Consider the following 24,601-nt stretch of genomic DNA (forward strand, 5'->3'; position numbering starts at 1 on the left):
TAGCGCTTGGAGATGATAGCATGATAAAGCAAGAATATTCTTCGTTACTCATTCGAATACTGTCCATATTATCCCCATTGAGCATTCTCATTCTCTGGGAGGTCATGGCTCGTGTTCATATTATTGATACCCGTTTATTATCCAGCCCCAGCCTAATACTACATGCTTTCATTCCGCTTTTGTTGTCTGGTGAGTTATTATATAACACTGCCGTTAGTGTACAACGAGTGATATGGGGTTTTCTAGCTGGTTCTGCCCCTGGCATAGTATTGGGTATTGGTATGGGGTTATCTCCTCTAATCCGTTCAGCTTTTGAACCGATGATTGCTGCCACATACCCGATTCCCAAACTAGCTCTAATGCCTCTAATTCTATTAGTGTTTGGACTGGGCGAAACTTCTAAAATTTTCACAATTGCAATTGGTGTTTTTTATTTAGTTGTAATTAACACTATGGCTGGGGTATTAAGTATCGATAAAATTTATTTAGATGTAGCACAAAATTTTGGCGCCAACCGTAAAAATTTTTATCTTACCGTTGCTCTTCCCGGTGCTCTTCCGATGATCTTTGCAGGGTTGAAACTCGGTATGGGTATGGCTTTAATTCTAATTGTAGCAGCCGAACTTTCTGCTGCAAAAGCCGGGGTCGGCTGGATGATATGGCGAGCCTATGACATGTTTGCCATCGAGCAAATGTTTATAGCACTTATCACACTATCCCTTCTTGGCTATGTATTTTCTTTACTCCTTGATATGTTGGAAAATTGGGTTCTTCCATGGAAAAAACAAGTCTAATAAAGGAGATGCATATAATGGCCTATGAGAAAGAAAGCATCTCAGTCTCAAATCTCAGTAAAATTTTTAATACGAATTCTGGTCAAATCACAGCCTTACAAGATATTTCACTATCCATCGGCGAGGGAGAATTTTTCTGCATTGTAGGACCTAGCGGTTGTGGTAAAACAACGCTACTCCGCATACTAGCAGGATTGGATAGTTCTTCAGGCGGCACTATCACTATCAAGCCAACCAATATAGATCGTCCTATCAATTCTATGGTTTTTCAAGAACAATCGATTTTCCCCTGGATGACAGTGCTCGATAATGTTTCATACGGATTACGCATGCGCAATATACCCAAAAAGGAACGGTATGAAATAGCCAGGCATTATATAGAAATGATTGGTCTCAGTAAATTTACTCACGCCTATCCCTCCCAACTATCTGGTGGTATGAAGCAGCGAGTCAGCGTAGCTCGCGCTTTTGCTAACGATCCTGAAATCCTATTAATGGATGAACCCTTTGGAGCACTTGATGAACAAAATCGCATCCTCCTACAACATGAATTATTAAGAATCTGGGAAGAAACAAGGAAAACGACGGTTTTCATCACCCATAGTATCGATGAAGCCTTATGTTTAGGAGATCGAATCATGGTAATGAGTGCCAATCCAGGCATGATTAAAACGATCGTTAATAACGATCTCCCCCGACCTCGAAAGATATCTGAAATACGCACTTCACTACAATACAACCAATTATTCCAGTCGATTTGGCTGATTCTAAGAGATGAAGTAACAAATAGTAAAAATAATTCTTTCACATAAAGAAAAAAGCAACCACAAATTTAGTGAGTTGCTTTTCACTTGTAACGAAAAATTTGAATAAACTTAAAAACGACACGATAAAATATCGTGTCGTTTGCAAATTTCTGGCAGGGGCAGAAGGACTTGAACCCTCAACCAACGGTTTTGGAGACCGCTACTCTACCAATTGAGCTATACCCCTATGGAGCGGGAAACGAGATTCGAACTCGCGACCCTCGCCTTGGCAAGGCGATGCTCTACCGCTGAGCTATCCCCGCATAATAATGGCGACCCAGATCGGATTTGAACCGACGACCTCCGCCGTGACAGGGCGGCATTCTAACCGCTAAACTACTGGGCCACATTGTCGTGTCATTCACCGACTTAATTATAATAACACAACTTTATCTTAAATACAAGAGTTTTTAATGAATTATGTTAATTTCTTTTTATGATTCTATGATTATAATGTACTAATTATTTATAATTTTCGGCTGCCACGTTTTGTTATTGGCAGATTTTGAGCACATGAAGGACAGTCTTCCGATTGATAGGTTTTTACATCCAGATGCAACAAAGCTTGATGAGGTACACCAAAATCCGCTTTACCCCCGCTGCGATCTACTAATATACCTACACCTACAGGAATCCCGCCATGTTCTCTAACAACATCAAGAACTTCTTGTACTGAACCACCTGTTGTAATAATATCTTCTACAATTAATACTCGTTCACCAGGCTGAATAACAAATCCTCGCCGCAAAGTCATTTTTCCATTTTCCCGCTCGGTAAAAATCGCACGAGTTCCTAAGTTCTTCCCTACTTCATGAGCTAATAAAATTCCACCAGTAACAGGACCGATTACTAATTCCACCTGATCTTGAACAAATCTTTCTGCCAACGCCTTGCATAATTTAGCTGTATGCTCTGGATATTGCAATACTTGAAATTTTTCTACATATTGTGGGCTATGTAAACCAGAAGTCAATAGGAAATGACCTTCCAGGATGGCACCCGTATCGATAAATAACTGCTTTACTTCTTCTTCCTTCATGCTCGTTCCCTCATTTCTTGTAAAATGTCTTTCACAGCCTGCCTTGGATTTGCCGCAGCAGTAATAGGCCTACCGATCACCAAATGATGCGCACCATTTTTCAAAGCTCTTGCTGGCGTAGCAATGCGGCTTTGATCATCAATCGCTGCACCATTAGGTCTTATGCCAGGTGTAACAATGATAAACTCATTACCACATACAGCCTGAATTTGCGCAGCTTCCTGAGGAGAGGCCACCACTCCATCCATTCCTGCTTTTTGAGCTAATTGAGATAAATGAATCACCTGCTGCGACAAATTCGCATTATATCCAAGGGCTGACCATTCATCCGCATTCATACTCGTTAAAACTGTCACGGCAATCAATTTCGGACGCTGCACCTGCATCTCATCGGCTTTGTTTTTTACCGCTCTTGCTGCCGCTTGCATCATAGCAAATCCGCCTGAAGCATGAACATTAAGCATAGTTGCACCTAACTGCGTTAGAGTCGCCAATCCTTGTCCTACTGTATTTGGTATATCATGCAGCTTTAAATCTAAAAATATATCTTTATTCTGCTGACGCAGATAGGTAATTACTTGGCTTCCTACACTATAAAAAAGTTCCATACCAACTTTATAATAGCTCACGCTATCCCCTAATTGTTCCACAAGTTGTTGTACGGTCTCCATGTTATGTACATCCAAGGCTACTATTAAGCGCTGATCACAACTCATTCATTCACTTCCAATACTTATAGATTCACTTTACCTATCAGTTCATTTACATGAGATAAACCACGCTGTTTTATATAGTCCTTCATCCCATCTGCCACAGAATGGGCAGCGCAAGGATTGATAAAGTTTGCTGTTCCCACCGCCACAGCACTAGCACCTGCCAGCATAAATTCAATAGCATCTTCTGCTGTTACAATACCGCCCATACCAATAACCGGAACCTTTACTGCCCGAGCAACTTGCCATACCATGCGTACCGCGATCGGCTTCACCGCTGGTCCAGATAATCCTCCTACTACATTTCCTAGTACAGGACGCCATTTATAAATGTCAATCGACATACCTAATAAGGTATTAATAAGGGATATTGCATCGGCTCCAGCATCTTCTACAGACTGGGCCATAGCGACAATATCGGTTACATTCGGAGATAATTTTACGATCACCGGTAAATCGGTATTGCTTTTTACTTGTTTTACTACTGCTGAGGCACTATTACAGTTAGTACCAAAAGCTATTCCTCCCTCTTTTACGTTAGGGCAGGAGATATTGAGTTCTACCCCAGCAACATCAGCTACATTGAGACGAGCAGCCAATTCACCATATTCTTCAACTGTATTGCCTGAAATGTTGACAATAACTGGTACATCATAATCTTTTAAGCGTGGCAATATCGTGGATAAAAATTCATCTACTCCCGGATTCTCCAAACCGATAGAATTTAACATACCAGCAGGAGTCTCGGCAATTCGCCGTCCCTGATTGCCGGACCTGGGCAATAGAGTTGTGCCTTTCACAACGACTGCACCAATTTTATTTAAGTTTACAAAATCTTTATATTCTAACCCAAAACCAAAAGTTCCAGATGCAGTCATAACAGGTGTTTTCATTTTAATTCCTGCAATGGTTACGCCAAGCATATCACTATCTCCGATGCTCATGACATCACCTCCTGTGCCCAAAAAACCGGACCATCTGTACAAACCTTTTTTCGCAATCCATCTTGCCCAGCACAAGTGCAGGATAAACAACCACCAATACCACAAGCCATATATTCTTCTAAAGATACTTGACAAGGGATATTATAGGTCTTAGCAACTTTCGCTACACCCTCCATCATAATCCTGGGGCCACAGGTGTAAATCACATCAAATGCACCACTTTTTAATACTTCTGGCAAAAGATCTAAAGTTACACCACAACTGCCTAATGTACCATCATCTGTAGTAATGTGGATCGCATCACACTTGTTATGAAACATATCCGCCCAGAACATCTCTTCTTTGGTACGGCCGCCCATTAGTATTTCTGTAGGGCGCGGACATAAGGCGCCAGCTAAAAATAGTAGCGGCGCCAGTCCCATTCCCCCTCCAACCAATAGTGGACGTTGACCATGTATGACAAAGCCATTACCTAAAGGTCCCATACAATCCACAGAATCTTTGCTAGACAAAGCCGCCAAGCAAGCAGTACCTTGACCAACTACACGATATATGGTACTTACCGTACCAGCTATACGATCTGCGCTTGAAATACTAAGAGGACGGCGCAATAAAGGATAATAGGAATCCGCTACCCTAACATGGAGAAATTGACCTGGTACAGCTTGCGCTGCAATTTCAGGTGCGTATAGCACTAACTCTTTGACGTTAACACCAATCTCTGTATTGCGCACAATCCGGGCCTCAACCACCATCTTAGGCAAGACTATCCCCTCCACCAACGTAATCTTGTATTGCTAAAACATAAGATAAACGACGTTCTCGCATAAAAGTCAAAACCTCTACTACCGCTTTAGCAGTATCCATGGAAGTAAAACAAGGAATGGCATGTTCTACCGTTGCTCTGCGGATCTTATATCCATCACGTTCTGGTTCTTTACCATGAGTCAATGTATTAATAACCATGTTAATTTTTCCCGTTTTAATCATTTGTATAATATCAGGTTTATGTTCATGCACCTTATCTACAAGAGTGACAGATAAGCCTAATGATTGCAGGTGTTTTGCTGTTCCGCCAGTAGCTACCAGATGATATCCAAGATCGGCCAGGCACTTAGCAAGTTCTCCGCCTTCTTGTTTATCTTTATCTGCTACGGTAAATAATACAGTACCATACTCCGGTACATTCATGCCTGCACCAGTGATTGCCTTGTATAACGCCCTGGCATAGTGATAGTCAATTCCCATGACTTCACCAGTAGATTTCATTTCTGGCCCTAAGGAGATATCCACTTGCTGCATCTTCGAAAAAGAGAATACAGGCGCTTTTACTGCTGTATAAGGTTTAGCTGGCAGCAAACCAGACTTATATCCAAGGGAGATAAGGCTTTCTCCCATCGCTATACGAGTGGCCACATTTACCATTGGCACATCAGTTACTTTACTTAAGAAAGGTATGGTACGACTGGAACGTGGATTTACTTCAATTACGTATACCTGCTCCTCGACTACTACATATTGGATATTAATAAGTCCCTTTACATTAAGCCCCACTGCCAGCCTAGTAGTATAATCCACAATGGTATCAATAACTTCCTGAGACAAGGTTTTCGTTGGGTATACAGCAATACTATCCCCTGAATGAACCCCGGCTCGTTCCACATGTTCCATGATACCCGGGATAAAGACATCTTTACCATCAGAGATGGCATCTACCTCCACCTCTGTGCCTTGCATATAACGGTCCACTAGCACTGGATGCTCTGGCGATGCTTTTACCGCTCTGGTCATATAGTCTTTTAACTCTTCTTCTGTATAGACAATTTCCATAGCTCGCCCGCCTAATACATAAGAAGGTCTAACCACTACTGGGTAGCCAATTTTATTTGCTTCTATAACTGCATCTATCCCATTTGTCACTGTAGATCCTTTTGGCCGCGGTATATTATTTTGTTCAAGGAGCTCATCGAATCTCTCCCGATCTTCTGCACGATCGATACTGTCTACACTGGTGCCCAATACCTTGACACCAGCTTTTGCTAAAGGACCGGCTAAATTAATCGCCGTCTGACCGCCAAATTGCACAATAACGCCTTCAGGCTTTTCTTTATCAATAATATTCATTACATCTTCTGGAGTAAGAGGTTCAAAGTATAGGCGATCGGATGTATCAAAGTCAGTACTTACCGTTTCTGGATTATTATTTACAATAATCGATTCTAGCCCCATTTCTCTAAGTGCCCAGACTGAATGCACCGAACAATAATCAAACTCTACCCCTTGACCAATACGAATGGGTCCTGAACCTAATACCATTACTTTGCGCTTATGAGATACTGTTACTTCATCTTCTTGCGCATAAGTTGAGTAATAATAAGGCGTAGCCGCTTCAAACTCAGCTGCGCAAGTATCTACCATTTTATAAGAAGGTACTATATTTTGCGCTTTACGGGAAGATCGGATTTCTTCAGTGGAACTACCAGACAACGCTGCAATCGTTTTGTCTGTAAAACCCATCTTTTTGGCCTTTAGCATACGTTCCGAAGTAATCTCTTTCGTTTGCAGTAGTACTTCCATAGCAACAATGCCTTTGATCTTATTTAAAAAGAAAGTATTTACATTTGTAATTTTATGAATTTCATCCACTGAAATCGCTCTGCGCAATGCTTCTGCGATCATAAATATACGTTCATCATTGGCTATATTCAATTTTTCACGTACATCTTCAGTTGATAAGTTAGCCATTTCGGGAATCTGCAAATGATTGACTCCAATTTCCAAAGAACGTACTGCTTTTAACAGAGCACCTTCAAAAGAGCGATCGATAGACATCACTTCCCCGGTAGCTTTCATCTGCGTACCTAAGATTCGATCGGCAAACATAAATTTGTCAAAAGGCCAGCGGGGAAATTTAACTACTAAATAATCCAATGTTGGTTCAAAGCAGGCCATTGTTTTTTTCGTAACTGCATTTTGTATTTCATCAAGATGATAGCCAATCGCAATCTTACTAGCCACTTTCGCAATGGGATAACCAGTGGCTTTTGAAGCCAGGGCACTTGAACGGCTTACCCGAGGATTTACTTCAATAACATAGTATTGATTACTATGAGGATCAAGAGCGTATTGTGCATTGCAGCCACCTTCGATTCCCAATTCTCGAATAATTTTCAGTGATGCAGTTCGCAGCATCTGATACTCATGGTCACTAAGGGTTTGTGATGGAGCTACTACAATACTATCTCCCGTATGAATGCCTACAGGGTCAAAGTTTTCCATGTTACATACTACAATACAATTATCTGCCGCATCCCGCATAACTTCATATTCGATTTCTTTCCAGCCAGCGACACTGCGTTCAACGAGTACTTGACCAATCATACTATACTTTAGTCCGCGAATAACGACATCAATCAGTTCACTTTCATTATTCACAATACCACCGCCGGCGCCTCCCATAGTGTAAGCAGGGCGCACAATGATCGGATAACCAATTTTCCGAGCAAATTCACAAGCACTTTCTACATCTTCTACGGTGATACTCTCTGGAACAGGCTGGCCGATGGATTGCATCGTTGCTTTAAACAGTTCACGATCCTCAGCTTTTTTAATAGCTTCTAATGAAGTCCCCAGTAGTTCTACATTAAAATTGGCCAGTACACCATTCTCATACAAATTAACAGCCAAATTAAGCCCTGCCTGACCACCTAAGGTTGCCAAGAGACCGTCGGGGCGTTCTTTCGCAATAATCGCTTCTAGAAAATCAGGAGTTAAAGGCTCTATATATACACGGTCTGCAACATTGGTATCTGTCATAATCGTAGCCGGATTACTGTTGACCAACACGACTTCCAATCCCTCTTCTTTTAGAGCACGGCAAGCTTGTGTACCTGCATAATCAAACTCCGCCGCTTGTCCAATTACAATTGGACCAGATCCAATTACCATTACTTTCTTAAGATATTTCTTTTTCGGCATAATTATACTCCCTTCGGCAACAGCGCCATAAATTCATCAAACAAATAGGTATTATCGTCGGGTCCTGGCGATGCTTCCGGATGATACTGCACCGAAAATACTGGTAATTCTTTGTGACGCATCCCTTCTACAGTATTATCATTTACAGATCGATGAGTGATCGATACATCTATATTTTTCAAAGAAGATTCCTCTACCGCATATCCATGGTTTTGGGACGTAATATGCACTCTGCCTGTCAATAAGTTTTTTACAGGCTGATTGGAACCCCGATGGCCAAACTTCATTTTATAGGTATCGGCACCTAAGGCTAAGGCTATCAGCTGATGCCCTAAGCAAATACCGAATATCGGTTTCTTACCAATTAATTCTTTTATCGTTTCAATAGCGTAAGGCACATCTTTAGGATCTCCCGGCCCATTTGATAAAAATATACCATCCGGATTCAGCTTTAAAATTTCCTCAGAAGTTGCATCTGCTGGTAAAACCGTTAATTTACAGCCAAGATTATGAAGGGAATTTAAAATATTTCGTTTTATGCCAAAATCCATTACCACAATGTGAGGCCCACTATTCTCCATCACATAAACCTCTGGAGTTGTTACTTCCTGTACTTCTTTCATCACGGGTACTAGGTCGAAATATCTTTTTACGATTTCTTCACTAGCATCCTCTGGGACAATAACACCTTTCATCGTCCCATTCGAACGAATACGCCGGGTAATGGCCCGAGTATCCACTCCATATATGCAAGGAATTTTATTCTCTGTCAGATATTGTATCAACGTATTTTCACATTGATAATTGCTGGGCTCTTCACAAAGCTCGCTAATAATAAAACCTCTTACAAAAGATTTTCTTGATTGCTGAAACAACTCTGCTACACCATAATTTCCAATCAAGGGGTACGTCAAGGCTACGATTTGTCCACAATAAGAAGGGTCCGTTAATATTTCTTGATAACCTGTCATCCCTGTATTAAATACCACTTCACCAACAGCAGTACTGTCTCCTACTAATGTCCCGTAAAACACAGACCCATCTTCTAATATAAGTTTTCCTTTCATATACACACCTTACCCTTACGCATCACAAATTTACCACTTACTATGGTGGCAACTGCTTTGCCCTTTAGTATTTTTTTATCAAATGGAGTATGCTTGCCTTTTGTATAAAAAGCACTACTATCTACAGTCCATTCTAATTCAGTATCAATAATAGCGATATCTGCTGGCGCACCTGCTTTTAAACTGCCTGCCTCAATATTCAATATTGAAGCTGGAGCAGTTGACATCTTTTCAACAATCTCAACCAATGTAAATTTTCCAGTATGGTAAAGATCGGTCAGAATGACTCCTAATGCTGTTTCAAGGCCTGCAAATCCAGGTGGAGCCTGTCTAAATTCAATATCTTTTTCTTCAAAAGCATGAGGTGCATGATCTGTCGCGATGGCATCCAAAGTTCCATCTTTTAACCCTTCTAACAAGGCAGCAACATGATCTGCAGAACGCAGGGGCGGATTCACTTTAGCTGCTGTATTAAACGTTTTAACCGCTTCATCCGTTAGTGTCAAATGATGAGGCGTTGCTTCAGCAGTAACTTTTACACCACGTTTTTTTGCTTGACGAATTAATTCTACTGCCCCTTTACTACTTACGTGAGCAATATGCAGGCGGGAATCTGTGTACTGGGCAAGCATGATATCCCGAGCCACAGCAATATCTTCTGCAACCGAAGGGCGCCCCTTCATTCCTAACATAGCCGAAACAGCACCTTCATGCATAACTCCCTCATCTACTAAAGACTCATCTTCAGCATGAGAGATCACAGGACATCCAAACATGCTTGTATATTCCAGGCCTATTTTAAAAAGGCGATTGTTATCTAAGGAACTTCCATCATCAGAAATAGCCACCGCACCAGACAATATCATATCACCAATTTCAGCTAATTCTTTGCCTTGCTGTCCTTTACTTAAGGCACCAATCACCTTTACATTGACGACTCCTTCCAACTGGGCTCTATGCAATATTCCTGAGACTATAATTGCCTGATCCACTACTGGTTTAGTATTGGGCATGCAAGCAATAGTAGTGAAGCCTCCCGCGGCGGCCGCTTTCGTACCTGATGCAATATCTTCTTTTGCCTCTAAGCCTGGCTCTCGCAAATGTACATGCATATCAACAAATCCAGGAGCAATCACCAATCCTTGGGCATCAAAAACTTCTACTCCTGTTGTACTTAAATTCTCCCCGATTTTCGAAACAAGACCATTTTCAATAAGTAAATCGGCTACCTGATTATAATTCTGAGTAGGATCAATAATGGTTCCACCCTTAAGCAGTAGTTTCAATGTTCTTACCTCCTGTCAGCACTAAAAACAAAGCTGCCATCCTGATTGCCAATCCATTCTTTACTTGCTCCTGAATAACAGATTGATCACCATATGCTACATCAGGAGATATTTCTAATCCTCGATTCATAGGACCAGGATGCATAATCAATGCATCTGGTTTAGCTAAATCCAAGCGTGCTTGATTAATACCAAAAATGCGAGCATATTCTCGTGCTGAAGGAAATAATCCTTTATGCTGCCGTTCTCGTTGAATGCGCAGTACATTTACAACATCAGCTCCCTCAAGAGCCTCTTCTACCCTATTATGCACATGTACTCCAACTTCCTGTATGTAATAAGGCATTAATGTTTTAGGTCCTGCTAAATGTACTTCAGCTCCCATTTTTAAAAGTCCCCAAATATTGGATCTAGCAACTCGACTATGAAAGATATCACCAACGATAGCTACTTTTAATCCATCGAGTTTTCCTTTGACTTCTTTCATCGTAAACATGTCCAGCAATCCTTGAGTAGGGTGTTCGTGAGCACCGTCTCCAGCATTAATGATTACAGGCGACGCTACGTTAGCTGCATATTGCGCTGCCCCTTCTGCTTCATGGCGCATAACAATTACATCGACGCCCATAGCTTCAACCGTATATAAAGTATCTCTAAGACTTTCACCTTTTGTCACGCTGCTGGCACTAGCAGTGATATTAACCACATCTGCTCCCAAGTATTTACCTGCTAATTCAAAAGAAGTACGTGTCCGAGTACTGGCCTCAAAAAACAGGTTTACAATTGATTTCCCTCTTAATGTAGGTACTTTTTTGATATCTCGATCAATAATCCCCTTCATTTGACATGCTGTCTCTAAAATTACTTCTATTTCAGGTACTGTCATCATTTCAAGACCTAAAATATCTTTGCCGCGTAATGATATCTGGCGTTTACTCACCGTGACTCCTCCTTATATAAAAAAACTCCTTACTATATACGCAAGGAGTTTCAAGAACAACAAGACAAGCTTGTGCCAAACAAACATCCTTGCCAAACTCTCTGGATTAGCTTAAAGGATAGTATTTGTATTTTTTCCATAGAATACGCCCTACCAATATTAATTACAATACAGCAATTTATATTTATGCATGTTTTGTTCATATATATACTATCAAATTACTGAAATGATTGTCAATCCTTTTAACAAAACATAAAAAACCTTCTCACGTGTGGCAACGCAAGAAGGCATAAATATACACTACTCTATTAAATGTCTCCTTTGCAGCCTCACAGGACTACGTTAAAGGCAGTATTCTATTGAATATACTATATCAAACCAGTGTATATTTGTCAACCATATTAAGCATTCCATTTTAATATCGATTTAGCCACCCATTAGCATAAAAATGTAGACTTTAGATAGAATTTTTATTGTCCTTGCATCTTACTCTCATTTTATTTAGCAACTCAACTTGATAAAGAGATATTTCTTTGTTATAATAAAAATCATCACAACATTAGCACCAGATACTATTATCTGATTATACTACCTGATACAAATTTTACTTTTTTAAAATTCATTGCAAAGGTAGATAAAAGACTCTATCCTTGCAAAATATTGGAGGCAAAATCATGGCAACTGTTTTCGAAAAAATTAATGAGTTAAAAAGAAAACAAGAAAAGATTAAACAAGGTGGAGGAGAAAAGCGCATTGAAAAGCAGCATGCGAGCGGTAAACTTACTGCTCGTGAGCGCATAGCGAAACTTCTTGATCCTAATACTTTTATTGAATTTGATCAGTTTATCAAACACCGTTGTAATAATTTCGGCATGGAAGAACAGGAAAATCCTGGCGAAGGAGTTATAACTGGTCACGGCACTGTCAATGGTCGCTTAGTATTTGTATTCGCACAAGACTTTACTGTCGTTGGTGGTTCCCTAGGCGAAATGCATGCAGCTAAAATTGTAAAGGTCCAAGAAATGGCCTTAAAAGTGGGAGCTCCTATTATTGGAATCAATGATTCGGGCGGTGCACGAATTCAAGAAGGTGTTGATGCATTAGCAGGATACGGTGATATCTTTTTCAATAATACCATGGCTTCAGGAGTGATTCCTCAAATCTCAGTTATTATGGGTCCATGTGCTGGCGGAGCTGTCTATTCTCCTGCACTCACTGATTTTGTTTTTATGGTGGATAGGACGAGTCAAATGTTTATCACAGGACCACAAGTTATAAAGACTGTTACTGGCGAAGAAGTCTCTGCCGAGGTATTAGGCGGTGCAATGACTCATAATTCTACATCAGGAGTTGCCCACTTTATTGCTGCCAATGATGAAAATTGCCTAGAGCAGGTTCGTTATTTATTAAGTTTTTTACCAAGTAACAATCTTGATTCTTTACCTAAATACGAAACTACAGATGCACCAAATCGTATGGATGAAGCCTTAAATACTGCAATCGCTGATGATCCTTCAATTCCCTATGATATGAAAAATATCATCAGAATGATTGTTGATACTGGTGATTTTTATGAAGCTCAACCTTTTTTCGCACAAAATATCATCACTTGTTTTGCTCGCATGGACGGTCGAAGTGTAGGAATTATTGCAAGTCAGCCTAAAGTAATGGCTGGATGTATGGATATTAATACATCGGATAAGTGCGCTCGCTTTATCCGCTTTTGCGATGCCTTTAATATTCCTTTAGTGACTTTAGTAGATGTCCCTGGTTTCCTGCCGGGCACTAGTCAAGAATATGGCGGAATCATCCGCCATGGCGCCAAGGTCTTATACGCCTATTCTGAGGCAACCGTTCCTAAGGTTACTGTTATTACCCGCAAATCCTATGGCGGAGCATATATTGGCATGTGCTCAAGACACCTGGGAGCCGATATGGTATTCGCTTGGCCAACAGCAGAAATTGCTGTAATGGGTCCTGCCGGAGCAGCCAATATTATTTTTCGAGGAGATGCAGAGGTAGCAGAAAAAACCCAAAAATACGTAAATGATTTTGCAACGCCTTACAAAGCTGCTGAACGGGGCTTTGTTGATTATATTATTGAACCTAAAGAAACGAGAATCCGCATCATCGAAGCTCTTAACATGCTCAAAACAAAAACAGAAACTAGACCCTCAAAAAAGCACGGCAATATCCCTCTATAAAAATCAAAAAGCTCTACATTCCATTTCGTGTGGAATGCAGAGCTTTTCTTTATAAAATGCTTCTTACGTGTATTTATTGAGCATTTTCAGAAGTATAAAAAACTTCTCATTATTAGCTGATTACTGCTAATGTAGACCAAAATTCTTTAGTTTGTGTAATATCTACATTTTTATTAACATTTTCCTTTTCTACTCTGGTTTTATCCTTTTTCATAGCATTCATCTCTCCTATAAAGCTTTTTCGATATGCCTGTTGATTAATCATAAGAACATCTCCTCCGATATATATAAAGTCTCTCTCTCTTTTTTCTCTGTCTTCATTTTAAATCTAATCTTTTTATAAGTAAAATATATAATTGTAATCTTTACTATAACTAAAATAGATAGTAAACTATATTCAGAGGTGTTTACTATGGATATACGACATTTAGAATATTTTGTTGAAGTGGCTCGTCAAAAAAGTTTTAGTAAAGCCGCTAATATAACTCACGTATCCCAATCAGCGATTAGTAAAATGATAAAAGATTTGGAAACCGAATTAGGAACTTCCTTGTTTAATCGAACTTCGAAATATGTACAGTTAACCGATGCAGGCATGGTCTTCTTAGATCAGGCACAGCAAGTAGTGGTAATGTTTCATAATCTTACTACTGAATTCGAAAATAAAATCAAAATGGAAAGAGGCAAAATTTTCATCGGTCTGCCTCCAATCACTAGTTCTACCATATTTGCTGAGTTGCTGGGAGAATTTAAAAAGAAGTATCCACAAATCGAAATCAACCTATCAGAATATGGATCAAAAAAAGTAGCACTCGCAATCCAAGACGGAACCTTAGATATTGGCGTAATCTGTATAGTACCAGATAATGAGCACTTTGACTCTCGTTCTTTTACCAAGGACCCCCTTTTCGTCATCGTCTCCTCTCAGAATCCTATAGGTCAATTATCGTCAATTGAACTAGCATCATTATCAAATGAATCCTTTGTATTATACAGTGAAGATTTTAGTCTGCATGATGAAATTATAAATCAGTGCAAAAAGGCAGGTTTTTCTCCTAACGTTATTTTTGAAACTTCTCAGCGTGAGCTTATGACGCAAATCGTAGCCGCTAATCTGGGAATTGCGTTCTTGCCTAGTGAAGTGTGCAAAGAATTAGACTCAAATCGCATTGCCTCTGTACCATTAGTACGACCTCAGATCATACACAGCATGTCCATCATATGGAAAAAAGGGCGTTTCATGTCCCACGCCGCGCGTTTATGGTTACAGTTCGCCGAAGATTATTTTACATCTAATGAACATACTCGATAAAACCTTCTCCTCATTCTAAAAAAGGAGAAGGTTTTTTCATGCGAATGGCAAATAGTATAGACAATGACTTGCTATGCTCAATACTATTATTAATTTCTTCGTGATAAAATAAGCTTTAAATTATAGAAAGAAGGATTCTACCATGAATAACAAACAATTTGTACTACAAAATTTATTACTGTATCGCAACATTCTCTCCGACAGCATTATAAAAAAATTACAGTTTCTCTGGGAAAGGAATTGCCCTCATTATACATACTATGAATTATATAGTGAAGTGTTAATCAAGGCAGAACAATTGCATTTAGAGGGAGATCTACTAAAAAATTACATTATTTATTTAGTTTCTAAAGATGAAAATCTTTTTAGTAAAACTGCTGAAAAGAGCAATGGAACAATAGATACAAATTCCAGTTTATATCAGGCAGCATTACATGATTGCAAAGTTTTAAAAAATTTTCTAATTCGAGATTTACCTACTATAACGGGAAAAGATAGCATCGATTTAATTCATAATTTTGTGCCAACCATGTACAGTGAAGCCACAAGCAATATATCACCCCTTTATAATCATTTTGCTACAGAATCCACCCCACTTGATGTTCTGGTTCAAGAACTAATGAATCATTATTCTTGCTATTCTTGCGGCATCATGTCCGACTATACCGCCTTGCGCTGGAACAGCAGTACAGGCCTTACAGGAATAAAGAATTATGATACCATCCAACTGCAAGATATAACAGGATATGAGCACCAAAAAGAAACATTGCTACAAAATACTCTTGCCTTTCTTAATGATAAACCAGCAAATAATATTTTACTGATTGGTTCCCCAGGAACAGGAAAATCATCTTCTGTTAAGGCACTCTTAAATGAACCTATTATCAAAAATCTTCGTCTTATAGAAGTATCTAAATTAGAACTAAAATCTTTAAATCAATTAATGGGGATTCTCAGGGAATATTCTCAGAAGTTCATTATTTTTCTTGATGATTTATCTTTTGAAGAATTCGAAATTGAATATAAATATTTAAAATCCATTATTGATGGCGGCGTGGAAAGAACCCCCTCCAACGTTCTGATTTACGCCACTTCTAACAGAATGCATTTAATCAAAGAAACTTGGGATGATCGAAAAGGAAATTCAGATGATGTACATCGCTTTGATACAGTAAATGAAAAGATGTCCTTGTCAGACCGTTTCGGCATCACTCTCACCTATTTGTCCCCAAATCAAGTAGAATATCTTATTATTGTAGAGCAACTGGCAATAAAAAATAAAATTAGCCTGCCATTAGAACAATTGCAGGCTGCAGCACTAAGATGGGAACGACAGCATAACGGACGTTCAGGACGAACAGGACAACAATTCATTAATCATCTTTTAAGCCAGAGATAACGCAAAAGACCTTAGCTCTAAAGCTAAGGTCTTTTGCGTTGTATATATATTTTTTTAAAAAAATCTGCAAACCATTATAGATTATTAATCTGCCAATGGATGGGACTTTTTCCCCTTGATGCTAAAATTGTATTTGTTTTCGAAAAAGGCTTGCTTTTAAAGAAACCTCTGCATGCAGATAATGGACTAGGATGAACCGATTTAATAATATGGTGATTCTTATTCGTAATTAAGCTTGTCTTAGACTGAGCATTACTTCCCCATAAAATAAATACAATGGGTTCTTCTCTTTGGTTTAACAAGCTGATAATCTTATCTGTCACCTGTTCCCACCCCATATTCCTATGAGAATTCGCTTGTCCTGCTAAAACAGTAAGAACAGTATTAAGAAGCAACACACCCTGATCTGCCCACTGCTTAAGATAGCCATGATTCGGTATATAACAATCTACATCATCTTTTAACTCTTTATAAATATTCATTAAAGACGGCGGAGGCTGGATTCCCGGTTTCACCGAGAAGCTTAATCCATGAGCCTGATTCGGTCCATGATATGGATCTTGCCCCAATATGACCACTTTTACATTCTGATAAGCTGTATAATGGAGAGCATTAAAAATATCATATTTATCTGGATAAACAGTCTTGGTTCGGTATTCTTGTATTAGAAATTGCCGCAGGTTTAAGTAATAGTCCTTTTTAAATTCGTCTTCAAGCAATTCTTGCCAATCATTTTTAAATATTATCATATTTCATCACCATTTTTTATTATAGCATACATAAAAAGTTAATTAAATAGCTTTAAAACACAATCTTCGCCCCTATCACCAGCACACAGCCAGCTGGTTCTTTACGAAGAAAAGCCTTTAGAAAAAATTCTAAAGACTTTTCAAGAGCGATTCGGCGAAATAACGAATGTGAACTATTCCTTCTGCACAGGCCGAATCTTTAATTTTGTTAAAACAATAACTTTCTTTTTTATGAATACAATATACTCCTTTAAAATATGATTTGGGAAAATGGCAACAGCTGACCTTATATCCTTCTAGGAAATTCATAATCACGCTCGGCAAAAGATGTATACATAAAATTAAAAAGCTTATAAGCAAAAGCCTATAAGCCATTAGTTAAGGTTTGGTGCGGTAGAATGGATTTGAACCATCACGAGGTTGCCCCCGCCAGCCCCTCAAGCTGGTGCGTCTGCCGTTCCGCCACTACCGCGCATGAAATATGCAAGCATATTTGTTTAACAAAATAAACATTGTAAAGTTGGTGCGGTCGAGAGGACTTGAACCTCCACGAAGTTTCCCTCACTAGAACCTGAATCTAGCGCGTCTGCCGTTCCGCCACGACCGCATAGTAAACCACTTCAGCACAACTTTATAGAGTTTTGTTTGCCGACATATACTATTATACCTTTTCATAACAAAATGTCAACAAGATTTTCAATTATCTTTGTAAATCTTGTAAATTGGTTTTCTCTTCCTGTTACTTTGCTGCAAAACCCCATTGCCAAGCATTCCACAAATTACCGGAGGGGGTTGGATTGGCCTGATAATTCATAACCGTCTTTTTTACCACATCGATATTATTTCTAAAATAAAGGGGTATGATTGGGCATTCTTGTAAAATCAAATCCTGAATACGAAAGGATATTTGTTTACGTTTTTCAATATCGACAGTACGGATACCTTGATCTGTCAAAGCATCAATTTCTGCATTTCTCCAACCAGAGTAATTCTGACCATCGTATTGATTGTTTCTATTTGGTATTTTTTTAGAGTTCCACAAATTAAAATTATTCGGATCAACCCCAGCAACCCAGGCATACATAACTGTTTCAAACCGACGATTCTTTAAAAGATCATCAAAGAAAATTTTTCCCTCTACCATCTTAACTTCTACTTGGATGCCAACTTCTTTTAATTGATAGGATATAGCTTGCGCTACAAGTTCTCGTGTTTTATGTCCCGTTGGCACACTGAGAGAGAATGATAACTTACGTCCATCTTTTGCAAAAATTCCATCCATTCCTTGCTGCCAGCCAGCTTGATATAAAAGTTCGCGAGCTGCTGCGACATCATGTGTAACTGGCGTTATTGCAGGGTTATATCCCCAAGATAAAGGGGATTGATCGCTTACAGCTGTACTTGCTGAATTTTTCAATACATTGGCAATAAGAGCTTGCTTGTCGATACCTAAAGCAATCGCTTGCCGTACCTTCACATCCTGAAACAAGGTATTGTCTAAATTAAAGTCAACATGCTCCCAAATCATGTTAGGAGTACTGACCACCTGAATACCTTCGATACCTTTTATTTGATCGATTTGAGATGAAGATACATTGGTCACAATATCCAATGCGCCAACTTTTAGTTGACTGAGCATAACATTCGTATCAGGTATGATTTTATAAAGGATGGAATCAAGGTTAGGCTTACCGCGATAATACGCTGTATTGGCTTCTAATAAAAGAGCTTCGGACATATGCCATTCCTTAAGTCTAAAAGGGCCTGTACCAATAGGAGCTCGATTGAAAGAAGACTTATTAATGTCTTCTTTTTCTAATATATGCTTTGGCAAAATACTCTTAAACAAGGTTAAATAAGATGGATAATATTCTCTATAGTGTATAATCACCGTATAGCTGTCAGGAGTATCAATAGCCAGAATTTTATCATATCCTTCTCTGGATATTACATTAACTCCTGAATTCATAATCATCTGCCAAGTAAATTTAACATCTTCTGCAGTAAAGGCTTTACCATCATGCCAAGTTACACCATGACGAAGTTTATATTTTATCGTTAAGCCATCAGGGCTTACTCCGCCATTTTGCAAAGTGGGAACTTCAAGAGCAAGATCCGGCAGCCATTCTCCCCTTGCATCATTTACTATCAAGCTGCTAAAAATCAAACTACTGACCTCTGCAGTTGCTAAAAGATCGGATAATAATGGGTTTAATGTGTTTGGTTCTTGCAAACTACCATAAACTAATTGCCCACCTGGTTTGATCTCATTCTTTGGAGAATCTGGCAGGGTTTTAGAACTGCAACCACTTGCCAGCATAACAAGAATTAGCATACACAGCATTATACTACATCTGCGACTAAGCATCATTACAATTCTCCTCAGAAGAGCCAGATTAATCATCTCGTATCTTACTGACACTATTCTTCCATATCGCAAAGCTACCGCTCTCCTATCTACCATATAACTCCTGATAGCGCTTTTTACTATATAAAACTCGATCTACATATTTTTTAGTTTCTCCAAAGGGGATTTTTTTAGAGTCATGAAATGACATATCCCATGCATATTGCCCCATCCACTGCTTTACATTGCCCCTGCCACCATTATAAGCAGCTAACATTAATACTTCATTACCTTTAAATTCTTTTTTTAAAGATGCTAAATACCAAGTTCCCATACTAATATTTATTTCAGGATTTTCTAGCTGCGCAGTAGTAAAGTCATTCCTTTCCATCTGTTCGGCTACCCATTTTGCCGTTTCAGGCATCATCTGCATCAATCCTAAAGCTCCCTTAGGAGACACGGCTTTTGTATCGAATTTACTTTCTGCTCGTATCACACCAGCAACTAGAAAGGGATCCAACTCTCTCTCCAGAGCATACTGATACACAATATCCTGGTAAGGGAAAGGGTAAATATATTTTTTTTGAAACCAGTCAGTATTATATACTCCATATCCAATAATGGCCAATATTACTATATTCCTCACCAGGATTTTCATCCAGGTTAAAATCCCCAAAAAAATCACTCCGTTACTATGTTAGTAGGTATCATCCTACAAAATTCTACTCAAAACACGCAGAAAGTAGAACAACTAATCATTCACGCCATAACATTATTCATTTTCTCACGTACATTCAGCCATGCTGTTATGACCTGCTGTTTAGTGTTCTCAACATCTAACGTATTGTCAATTACCAAATGTGACCGCTTAGCTTTTTCAGTTATATTGAGTTGAGCATTAAGTCGATCCATGGCCTCTTTGTTGGTTAACTGATTGCGAGAGATTAACCGCGAAAGCTGTACTGATGGATCAACGTAAACCACCCAAATTTCATCAACCTTACTTTGCCAACCTGCTTCAAATAATAATGGTATATCGATAACAACAGTCCTATGCCCCAGCTGTTCCGCCTTCTTAATGCAATTATCAACTTGTGCTTCAATATAGGGATGAATCATTTTCTCCAAGCAGGAGCGTTCCTTCGGATTTTGAAATATGATATTTCCTAACATTTTTCGATTCACATTTCCATCCGGCAGCATAATTTCATCACCAAAGTGAGCCATAATCGCAAGCAAGGCAGGCTGCTTAGGCATAACCACTTCGCGAGCTATTTTATCTGTATCAATAATGTAAGCTCCCAGTTTCGCCAACATGGAACTTACCGTACTTTTACCACTTGCAATCCCACCAGTTAGACCAATCACATACATGAAGCGTTCCTCCCACAATTACGGTGCTTATTTTTGACACTTTGGACAAAAATGAGTTCCACGGCCCGCTACCTCTTTACGATGGATCGGTGTGCCGCAAGAAAGGCACGGCTCATCTTTACGTCCATATACGTTAAGGTGATATTGATGACTGCCACTTTTCCCATCACCATCACGGTAATCACGGAAGGTCGTTCCTCCATGCTCTATACCATCTGCAATTACTTTATTAATCGCATGATACAATTTTTCATTTTCATTTTCACTTAAACTGCTAGCGATGCGTTCTGGATGGATACCAGCAATAGCCATGCATTCGTCCACATAGATATTACCCAATCCGCCTATATATTTTTGATTCAATAGGATCGCTTTAATTTTTCCATGGTGTTTTTTCAGCATTTCCGTTAAGTAAACTAGCGAAAATTCAGGGGTTAGGGGTTCTGGCCCCATAGTAAAAAGACCAGCAATTCTCCACAATTCATCAAAGGGCATTAAGTATAAGGTTCCCAATGTACGAGTATCCGCATATACCAATAAATCACCATTATCTAATTTAAATATAATGCGAGTAAACTTGTCTTTTTCTCCATCCCTTGTGATATATTGCAACCGCCCTGTCATGCGAAGATGTATAACTAAGACTTGCTTATCGTCTAAATGGAATAATAAATATTTACCTCTTCTCGCTACAGTCTCAATTTTTCTGTTTGTTAATACAGCTTGAAACTCTGCAGATGAAGGCCATTTCACCAATCGCGCCAATAAAAACTCAACTTCTACAATTGTACGCCCTGAAATTTTATCGATGAGGCTGCGTCGAATAATTTCCACCTCTGGCATTTCTGGCATGTTTGACCTCCTAGTTCATGTCATCGATGTTATTTCGCATCTGCCCAATTTTTTCCGATTTTTACATCCACCACTAATGGAACTTTTAACATAACACTTTGTTCCATTGCTTCTTTAACTATTTTAGAGACTTGCTCTACTTCACCAATAGGCACTTCTAATACCAATTCATCATGTACTTGCAATAGAATGCGACTTTGTAATTTTTCTTTTTGCAATGCACGATATACATCAACCATCGCTTTTTTTATAATATCAGCAGCCGTCCCCTGAATGGGAGTATTCATGGCCGTACGCTCTGCAAAGGAGCGCTGATTAAAATTCTTGCTATTAATATCAGGCAAATAGCGACGACGTCCCAGCAAAGTAGTAACATACCCCTGTTGATGAGCCGCACCAACGGCTTTGTCCATAAAGGCTTTCACACCATTATATTTAGTAAAATAATTTTCAATATATTGGCTCGCCTCTTTACGACTGACACCTATATCACGTGATAAACCATAATCACTGATACCATAGACAATACCAAAATTTACAGCCTTTGCTCTTGAACGCAATTCTGAAGTAACTTCTTCCATCGGAACTTCAAACACTTCTGCTGCAGTACGAGTATGCACATCTTGTTCTTTGGCAAAGGATTCAATGAGATTAGCATCACCTGACATATCAGCTAAAACTCTCAGCTCAATTTGAGAATAATCAGCAGACATCAGATAATCATACCCTGCACCAGGTATAAACAACTCTCGAATTTTCTTACCAATTTCAGTACGTATCGGGATATTCTGCAAATTGGGTTCCGAACTGCTAAGTCTACCTGTAGCCGTCACCATTTGATTGAAGGTAGTATGTATACGACCTGTTGCAGGAGAAATCAGATCAACCATTCCATCCAAATAGGTCGATTTAAGTTTGGCTAACATTCGATATTCTAAAATCGTATCCACAATAGCATGTTGGCCTGCTAATTTTTCCAATACCTCTGCGTCAGTAGAGTATCCAGTTTTTGTTTTTTTCATAACAGGCAGATTTAGTTTTTCAAACAGAATGACTCCTAACTGCTTTGGCGAGTTCACATTGAATGTTTCACCCGCACATTGATAAATCTTAGTTAATAATAACTCAATCTTTGCCCCAATTTCCACTGACATAATTTGCAAATATTCACGATCTACTTTAATTCCGTGATTCTCTACTATTGATAACACTTCAACTAAAGGAAGTTCTATTTCGTTAAACAAATGAATCAGCTCATTGTCGATTAGGCCTTGTTTTAATATAGGGTATATATCATGTATGACTTCAATAGCCCATACAGCAAAAACAGGTTCATAATACATTTTCTGCCATTGAATCGTACTGAATTTTCCAAGATATTTTTCTTTCAGTATCGCAAGAGAATAGTCATTTGCAGTGGGTTCCAAAAGATATGCCGCTAATATCGTGTCAAATACAAGCCCTCCTAAGAAAGTGCCCATACTAGCGCATGCGTGATACATTTTCTTAGCATCATGAGTAACTTTCATGATCGTTGTATCTGGAAACAAAGTCAAAAATTCCTGCCACCCTGCCGTTTCACTGGAAATATATTTAATTTTCCCTTCCAGGATAATTGATATACCACCTACATGAACAGTAGGTAAAGCCCCTGTAATGATTGGATAAAATTCTAAGATTCCAGCTTTTCTTATCTGTGTAATTAAATCCGCCACCTCAGCAGCATCGGTTATTTCATCAATCTGAGGCAGCGCTTCTGCCTCTATTTCTTGCTCTTGCTCATGTCCAGGGAATATACTGTGTACTCGCGCTAGAAGACTTTTAAATTCAAATTTAGCAAAAAGTTCTTTCATTTTTTCAAGATTAGGATGGATTCTAAAATCATACTTTTCAAAGTCGATGGACATATCACATTTAATGGTCGCTAATTGTTTTGACAACAAGGCGATTTCTTTATTATTACGTAAGTTTTCCTGGAGCTTTTTCCCTGAAATATTTTCAATATTCTCCAAGACATTTTCGATAGAACCATATTCGACAATTAGCTTTATAGCCGTTTTTTCTCCGACCCCTGGAACGCCAGGAATGTTATCCGAAGCATCTCCCATTAAGCCTTTGAGATCAATTTGTTGCTGTGGAGTCACGTTATATTTAGCAAAAAAAGCATCTTTATCAAAAATGTCCATGTCGGATATACCTTTTTTCGTTAGCATTACTTTGGTATGAGGATTAATCAATTGCAAGGCGTCACGATCGCCGGTAACAATGATCACATCGTGCCCTGCTTGTCCTGCTTTAGCCGCTAAAGTACCAATAATATCGTCGCCCTCATACCCTGCTTCTTCTAGCTCTCTAATTCCTAGTGCTGCCAGCACCTCTTTCGTCAATGGAAATTGTTCCGATAACTCTCTAGGCGTAGGCTTACGCTGTGCCTTATATTCAGCATATACGTCATTACGAAAAGTAATCTTCCCTTTATCAAAAGCTACAACCATATAATCTGGTTTTAACTCACCGAGTAATTTTACCAACATAGTTGTAAAGCCATACACTGCATTTGTATATTGTCCGTTACCTGTAGTTAATGGGGGCAAAGCGTAAAACGCCCTATGTACCAAGCTACTTCCATCGATGATTATAAACTTTTCAGGCATATGCTTACCACCTTAATTAATAAATTTCAACTTTATATACTTAGCTAAGCAGTTGCAAAATCCCTTTTTATTTCCTATTTTTTTTATTTAAAAAAGGATGCTGGAATAGAAGGAAATCTATCCCGGCATCCTTTTTCTATTTT

20 protein-coding genes and 5 tRNA genes are annotated in these 24,601 nt (G+C 39.0%); 5 read left to right on the forward strand and 20 right to left on the reverse strand.

The window, feature by feature from the left end:
- Positions 1 to 20 precede the first annotated feature (20 nt).
- Together JBW_RS13565 and JBW_RS13570 are read left to right on the forward strand one after the other, a co-directional pair.
- On the forward strand, positions 21 to 794 hold the full coding sequence (locus JBW_RS13565; RefSeq protein ID WP_007955464.1) for an ABC transporter permease: 774 nt from the start codon (positions 21 to 23) through the stop codon (positions 792 to 794).
- Between the two features lie 17 nt (positions 795 to 811).
- Positions 812 to 1,606: an ABC transporter ATP-binding protein gene (locus JBW_RS13570; protein WP_007955466.1), complete on the forward strand. Its 795-nt coding sequence runs from the start codon at positions 812 to 814 to the stop codon at positions 1,604 to 1,606.
- A gap of 105 nt (positions 1,607 to 1,711) precedes the next feature.
- Here the strand turns inward: JBW_RS13570 and JBW_RS13575 are convergent.
- The 11 genes from JBW_RS13575 to JBW_RS13625 form a co-directional block, all read right to left on the reverse strand.
- A tRNA-Trp gene (locus JBW_RS13575) sits at positions 1,712 to 1,787 on the reverse strand.
- Between the two features lies 1 nt (position 1,788).
- Positions 1,789 to 1,863 (reverse strand) — tRNA-Gly (locus JBW_RS13580).
- Between the two features lie 7 nt (positions 1,864 to 1,870).
- A tRNA-Asp gene (locus JBW_RS13585) sits at positions 1,871 to 1,946 on the reverse strand.
- A gap of 120 nt (positions 1,947 to 2,066) precedes the next feature.
- Complete coding sequence (pyrE, locus tag JBW_RS13590; RefSeq protein ID WP_007955468.1) at positions 2,067 to 2,639, reverse strand: orotate phosphoribosyltransferase; 573 nt, start codon at positions 2,637 to 2,639, stop codon at positions 2,067 to 2,069.
- Positions 2,636 to 3,355 (reverse strand): orotidine-5'-phosphate decarboxylase, encoded by a 720-nt coding sequence (gene pyrF / locus JBW_RS13595; RefSeq protein ID WP_007955469.1) that lies wholly within the window; start codon positions 3,353 to 3,355, stop codon positions 2,636 to 2,638. The genes pyrE and pyrF overlap by 4 nt, the downstream gene beginning before the upstream one ends.
- Before the next feature lie 17 nt (positions 3,356 to 3,372).
- Positions 3,373 to 4,296, reverse strand: a complete 924-nt coding sequence (locus tag JBW_RS13600) for a dihydroorotate dehydrogenase (RefSeq protein ID WP_007955471.1) — start codon at positions 4,294 to 4,296, stop codon at positions 3,373 to 3,375.
- Positions 4,293 to 5,060: a dihydroorotate dehydrogenase electron transfer subunit gene (locus JBW_RS13605; protein ID WP_007955473.1), complete on the reverse strand. Its 768-nt coding sequence runs from the start codon at positions 5,058 to 5,060 to the stop codon at positions 4,293 to 4,295. Before JBW_RS13605 ends, JBW_RS13600 begins: the two co-directional genes overlap by 4 nt.
- Positions 5,053 to 8,274 carry a carbamoyl-phosphate synthase large subunit gene (gene carB, locus JBW_RS13610; protein WP_007955474.1) on the reverse strand — a complete coding sequence of 1,074 codons (3,222 nt, stop codon included), beginning with the start codon at positions 8,272 to 8,274 and terminating at the stop codon, positions 5,053 to 5,055. The genes JBW_RS13605 and carB overlap by 8 nt, the downstream gene beginning before the upstream one ends.
- Positions 8,275 to 8,276: 2 nt before the next feature.
- A complete protein-coding gene (gene carA / locus JBW_RS13615) occupies positions 8,277 to 9,341 on the reverse strand; it encodes a glutamine-hydrolyzing carbamoyl-phosphate synthase small subunit (RefSeq protein WP_007955476.1) in 1,065 nt (354 codons plus the stop codon).
- Complete coding sequence (locus JBW_RS13620) at positions 9,338 to 10,627, reverse strand: dihydroorotase (RefSeq protein WP_007955477.1); 1,290 nt, start codon at positions 10,625 to 10,627, stop codon at positions 9,338 to 9,340. Before JBW_RS13620 ends, carA begins: the two co-directional genes overlap by 4 nt.
- Positions 10,611 to 11,567, reverse strand: a complete 957-nt coding sequence (locus tag JBW_RS13625) for an aspartate carbamoyltransferase catalytic subunit (protein ID WP_007935389.1) — start codon at positions 11,565 to 11,567, stop codon at positions 10,611 to 10,613. The genes JBW_RS13620 and JBW_RS13625 overlap by 17 nt, the downstream gene beginning before the upstream one ends.
- 674 nt (positions 11,568 to 12,241) lie before the next feature.
- Here JBW_RS13625 and mmdA point away from each other — a divergent pair.
- Positions 12,242 to 13,771: a methylmalonyl-CoA decarboxylase subunit alpha gene (mmdA, locus tag JBW_RS13630; protein ID WP_007955478.1), complete on the forward strand. Its 1,530-nt coding sequence runs from the start codon at positions 12,242 to 12,244 to the stop codon at positions 13,769 to 13,771.
- 112 nt (positions 13,772 to 13,883) lie between these two features.
- Here the strand turns inward: mmdA and JBW_RS25380 are convergent, their stop codons facing one another.
- The gene (locus tag JBW_RS25380) at positions 13,884 to 14,036 is read right to left on the reverse strand and encodes a hypothetical protein (protein ID WP_007955479.1); all 153 of its coding nucleotides are present in this window, start codon (positions 14,034 to 14,036) and stop codon (positions 13,884 to 13,886) included.
- Between the two features lie 147 nt (positions 14,037 to 14,183).
- On the opposite strand from JBW_RS25380, the gene JBW_RS13635 reads away from it, so the two are divergent.
- Positions 14,184 to 15,083, forward strand: a complete 900-nt coding sequence (locus JBW_RS13635) for a LysR family transcriptional regulator (protein WP_007955481.1) — start codon at positions 14,184 to 14,186, stop codon at positions 15,081 to 15,083.
- 142 nt (positions 15,084 to 15,225) lie between these two features.
- A complete protein-coding gene (locus JBW_RS13640) occupies positions 15,226 to 16,482 on the forward strand; it encodes an ATP-binding protein (RefSeq protein WP_007955483.1) in 1,257 nt (418 codons plus the stop codon).
- Between the two features lie 74 nt (positions 16,483 to 16,556).
- On the opposite strand, the gene JBW_RS13645 is transcribed toward JBW_RS13640, so the two are convergent.
- From JBW_RS13645 to polA, 8 genes are all read right to left on the reverse strand, one after another.
- Positions 16,557 to 17,231 carry a uracil-DNA glycosylase gene (locus JBW_RS13645; protein ID WP_007955485.1) on the reverse strand — a complete coding sequence of 225 codons (675 nt, stop codon included), beginning with the start codon at positions 17,229 to 17,231 and terminating at the stop codon, positions 16,557 to 16,559.
- Between the two features lie 386 nt (positions 17,232 to 17,617).
- Positions 17,618 to 17,703, reverse strand: a tRNA-Leu gene (locus tag JBW_RS13650).
- 49 nt (positions 17,704 to 17,752) lie between these two features.
- Positions 17,753 to 17,838: transfer RNA gene (locus JBW_RS13655), tRNA-Leu, on the reverse strand.
- Positions 17,839 to 17,970: 132 nt separating this feature from the next.
- Positions 17,971 to 19,575, reverse strand: a complete 1,605-nt coding sequence (locus tag JBW_RS13660; protein WP_235333781.1) for a peptide ABC transporter substrate-binding protein — start codon at positions 19,573 to 19,575, stop codon at positions 17,971 to 17,973.
- Positions 19,576 to 19,684: 109 nt separating this feature from the next.
- On the reverse strand, positions 19,685 to 20,224 hold the full coding sequence (locus JBW_RS13665; protein WP_419177829.1) for a lytic transglycosylase domain-containing protein: 540 nt from the start codon (positions 20,222 to 20,224) through the stop codon (positions 19,685 to 19,687).
- A gap of 113 nt (positions 20,225 to 20,337) precedes the next feature.
- Complete coding sequence (gene coaE / locus JBW_RS24450) at positions 20,338 to 20,952, reverse strand: dephospho-CoA kinase (RefSeq protein WP_007955491.1); 615 nt, start codon at positions 20,950 to 20,952, stop codon at positions 20,338 to 20,340.
- 27 nt (positions 20,953 to 20,979) lie between these two features.
- Complete coding sequence (gene mutM, locus JBW_RS24455; protein WP_007955493.1) at positions 20,980 to 21,804, reverse strand: DNA-formamidopyrimidine glycosylase; 825 nt, start codon at positions 21,802 to 21,804, stop codon at positions 20,980 to 20,982.
- A 29-nt stretch (positions 21,805 to 21,833) separates the two neighbouring features.
- On the reverse strand, positions 21,834 to 24,458 hold the full coding sequence (gene polA / locus JBW_RS13680) for a DNA polymerase I (protein WP_007955495.1): 2,625 nt from the start codon (positions 24,456 to 24,458) through the stop codon (positions 21,834 to 21,836).
- Between the last annotated feature and the right edge of the window lie 143 nt (positions 24,459 to 24,601).

The organism is Pelosinus fermentans JBW45 (assembly GCF_000271665.2).
Lineage (GTDB): Bacteria > Bacillota > Negativicutes > DSM-13327 > DSM-13327 > Pelosinus > Pelosinus baikalensis.

What these genes read in the sequence shown, in the direction of transcription:
- mutM (WP_007955493.1), bottom strand. Translation starts at nt 21,804, where the DNA reads ATGCCAGAAATGCCAGAGGTGGAAATTATTCGACGCAGCCTCATCGAT.
- mmdA (WP_007955478.1), top strand. Translation starts at nt 12,242, where the DNA reads ATGGCAACTGTTTTCGAAAAAATTAATGAGTTAAAAAGAAAACAAGAA.
- carB (WP_007955474.1), bottom strand. Translation starts at nt 8,274, where the DNA reads ATGCCGAAAAAGAAATATCTTAAGAAAGTAATGGTAATTGGATCTGGT.
- JBW_RS13645 (WP_007955485.1), bottom strand. Translation starts at nt 17,231, where the DNA reads ATGATAATATTTAAAAATGATTGGCAAGAATTGCTTGAAGACGAATTT.
- JBW_RS13640 (WP_007955483.1), top strand. Translation starts at nt 15,226, where the DNA reads ATGAATAACAAACAATTTGTACTACAAAATTTATTACTGTATCGCAAC.
- pyrE (WP_007955468.1), bottom strand. Translation starts at nt 2,639, where the DNA reads ATGAAGGAAGAAGAAGTAAAGCAGTTATTTATCGATACGGGTGCCATC.
- JBW_RS13600 (WP_007955471.1), bottom strand. Translation starts at nt 4,296, where the DNA reads ATGAGCATCGGAGATAGTGATATGCTTGGCGTAACCATTGCAGGAATT.
- pyrF (WP_007955469.1), bottom strand. Translation starts at nt 3,355, where the DNA reads ATGAGTTGTGATCAGCGCTTAATAGTAGCCTTGGATGTACATAACATG.
- JBW_RS25380 (WP_007955479.1), bottom strand. Translation starts at nt 14,036, where the DNA reads ATGATTAATCAACAGGCATATCGAAAAAGCTTTATAGGAGAGATGAAT.
- carA (WP_007955476.1), bottom strand. Translation starts at nt 9,341, where the DNA reads ATGAAAGGAAAACTTATATTAGAAGATGGGTCTGTGTTTTACGGGACA.
- coaE (WP_007955491.1), bottom strand. Translation starts at nt 20,952, where the DNA reads ATGTATGTGATTGGTCTAACTGGTGGGATTGCAAGTGGTAAAAGTACG.
- JBW_RS13565 (WP_007955464.1), top strand. Translation starts at nt 21, where the DNA reads ATGATAAAGCAAGAATATTCTTCGTTACTCATTCGAATACTGTCCATA.
- JBW_RS13660 (WP_235333781.1), bottom strand. Translation starts at nt 19,575, where the DNA reads ATGCTGTGTATGCTAATTCTTGTTATGCTGGCAAGTGGTTGCAGTTCT.
- JBW_RS13635 (WP_007955481.1), top strand. Translation starts at nt 14,184, where the DNA reads ATGGATATACGACATTTAGAATATTTTGTTGAAGTGGCTCGTCAAAAA.
- polA (WP_007955495.1), bottom strand. Translation starts at nt 24,458, where the DNA reads ATGCCTGAAAAGTTTATAATCATCGATGGAAGTAGCTTGGTACATAGG.
- JBW_RS13570 (WP_007955466.1), top strand. Translation starts at nt 812, where the DNA reads ATGGCCTATGAGAAAGAAAGCATCTCAGTCTCAAATCTCAGTAAAATT.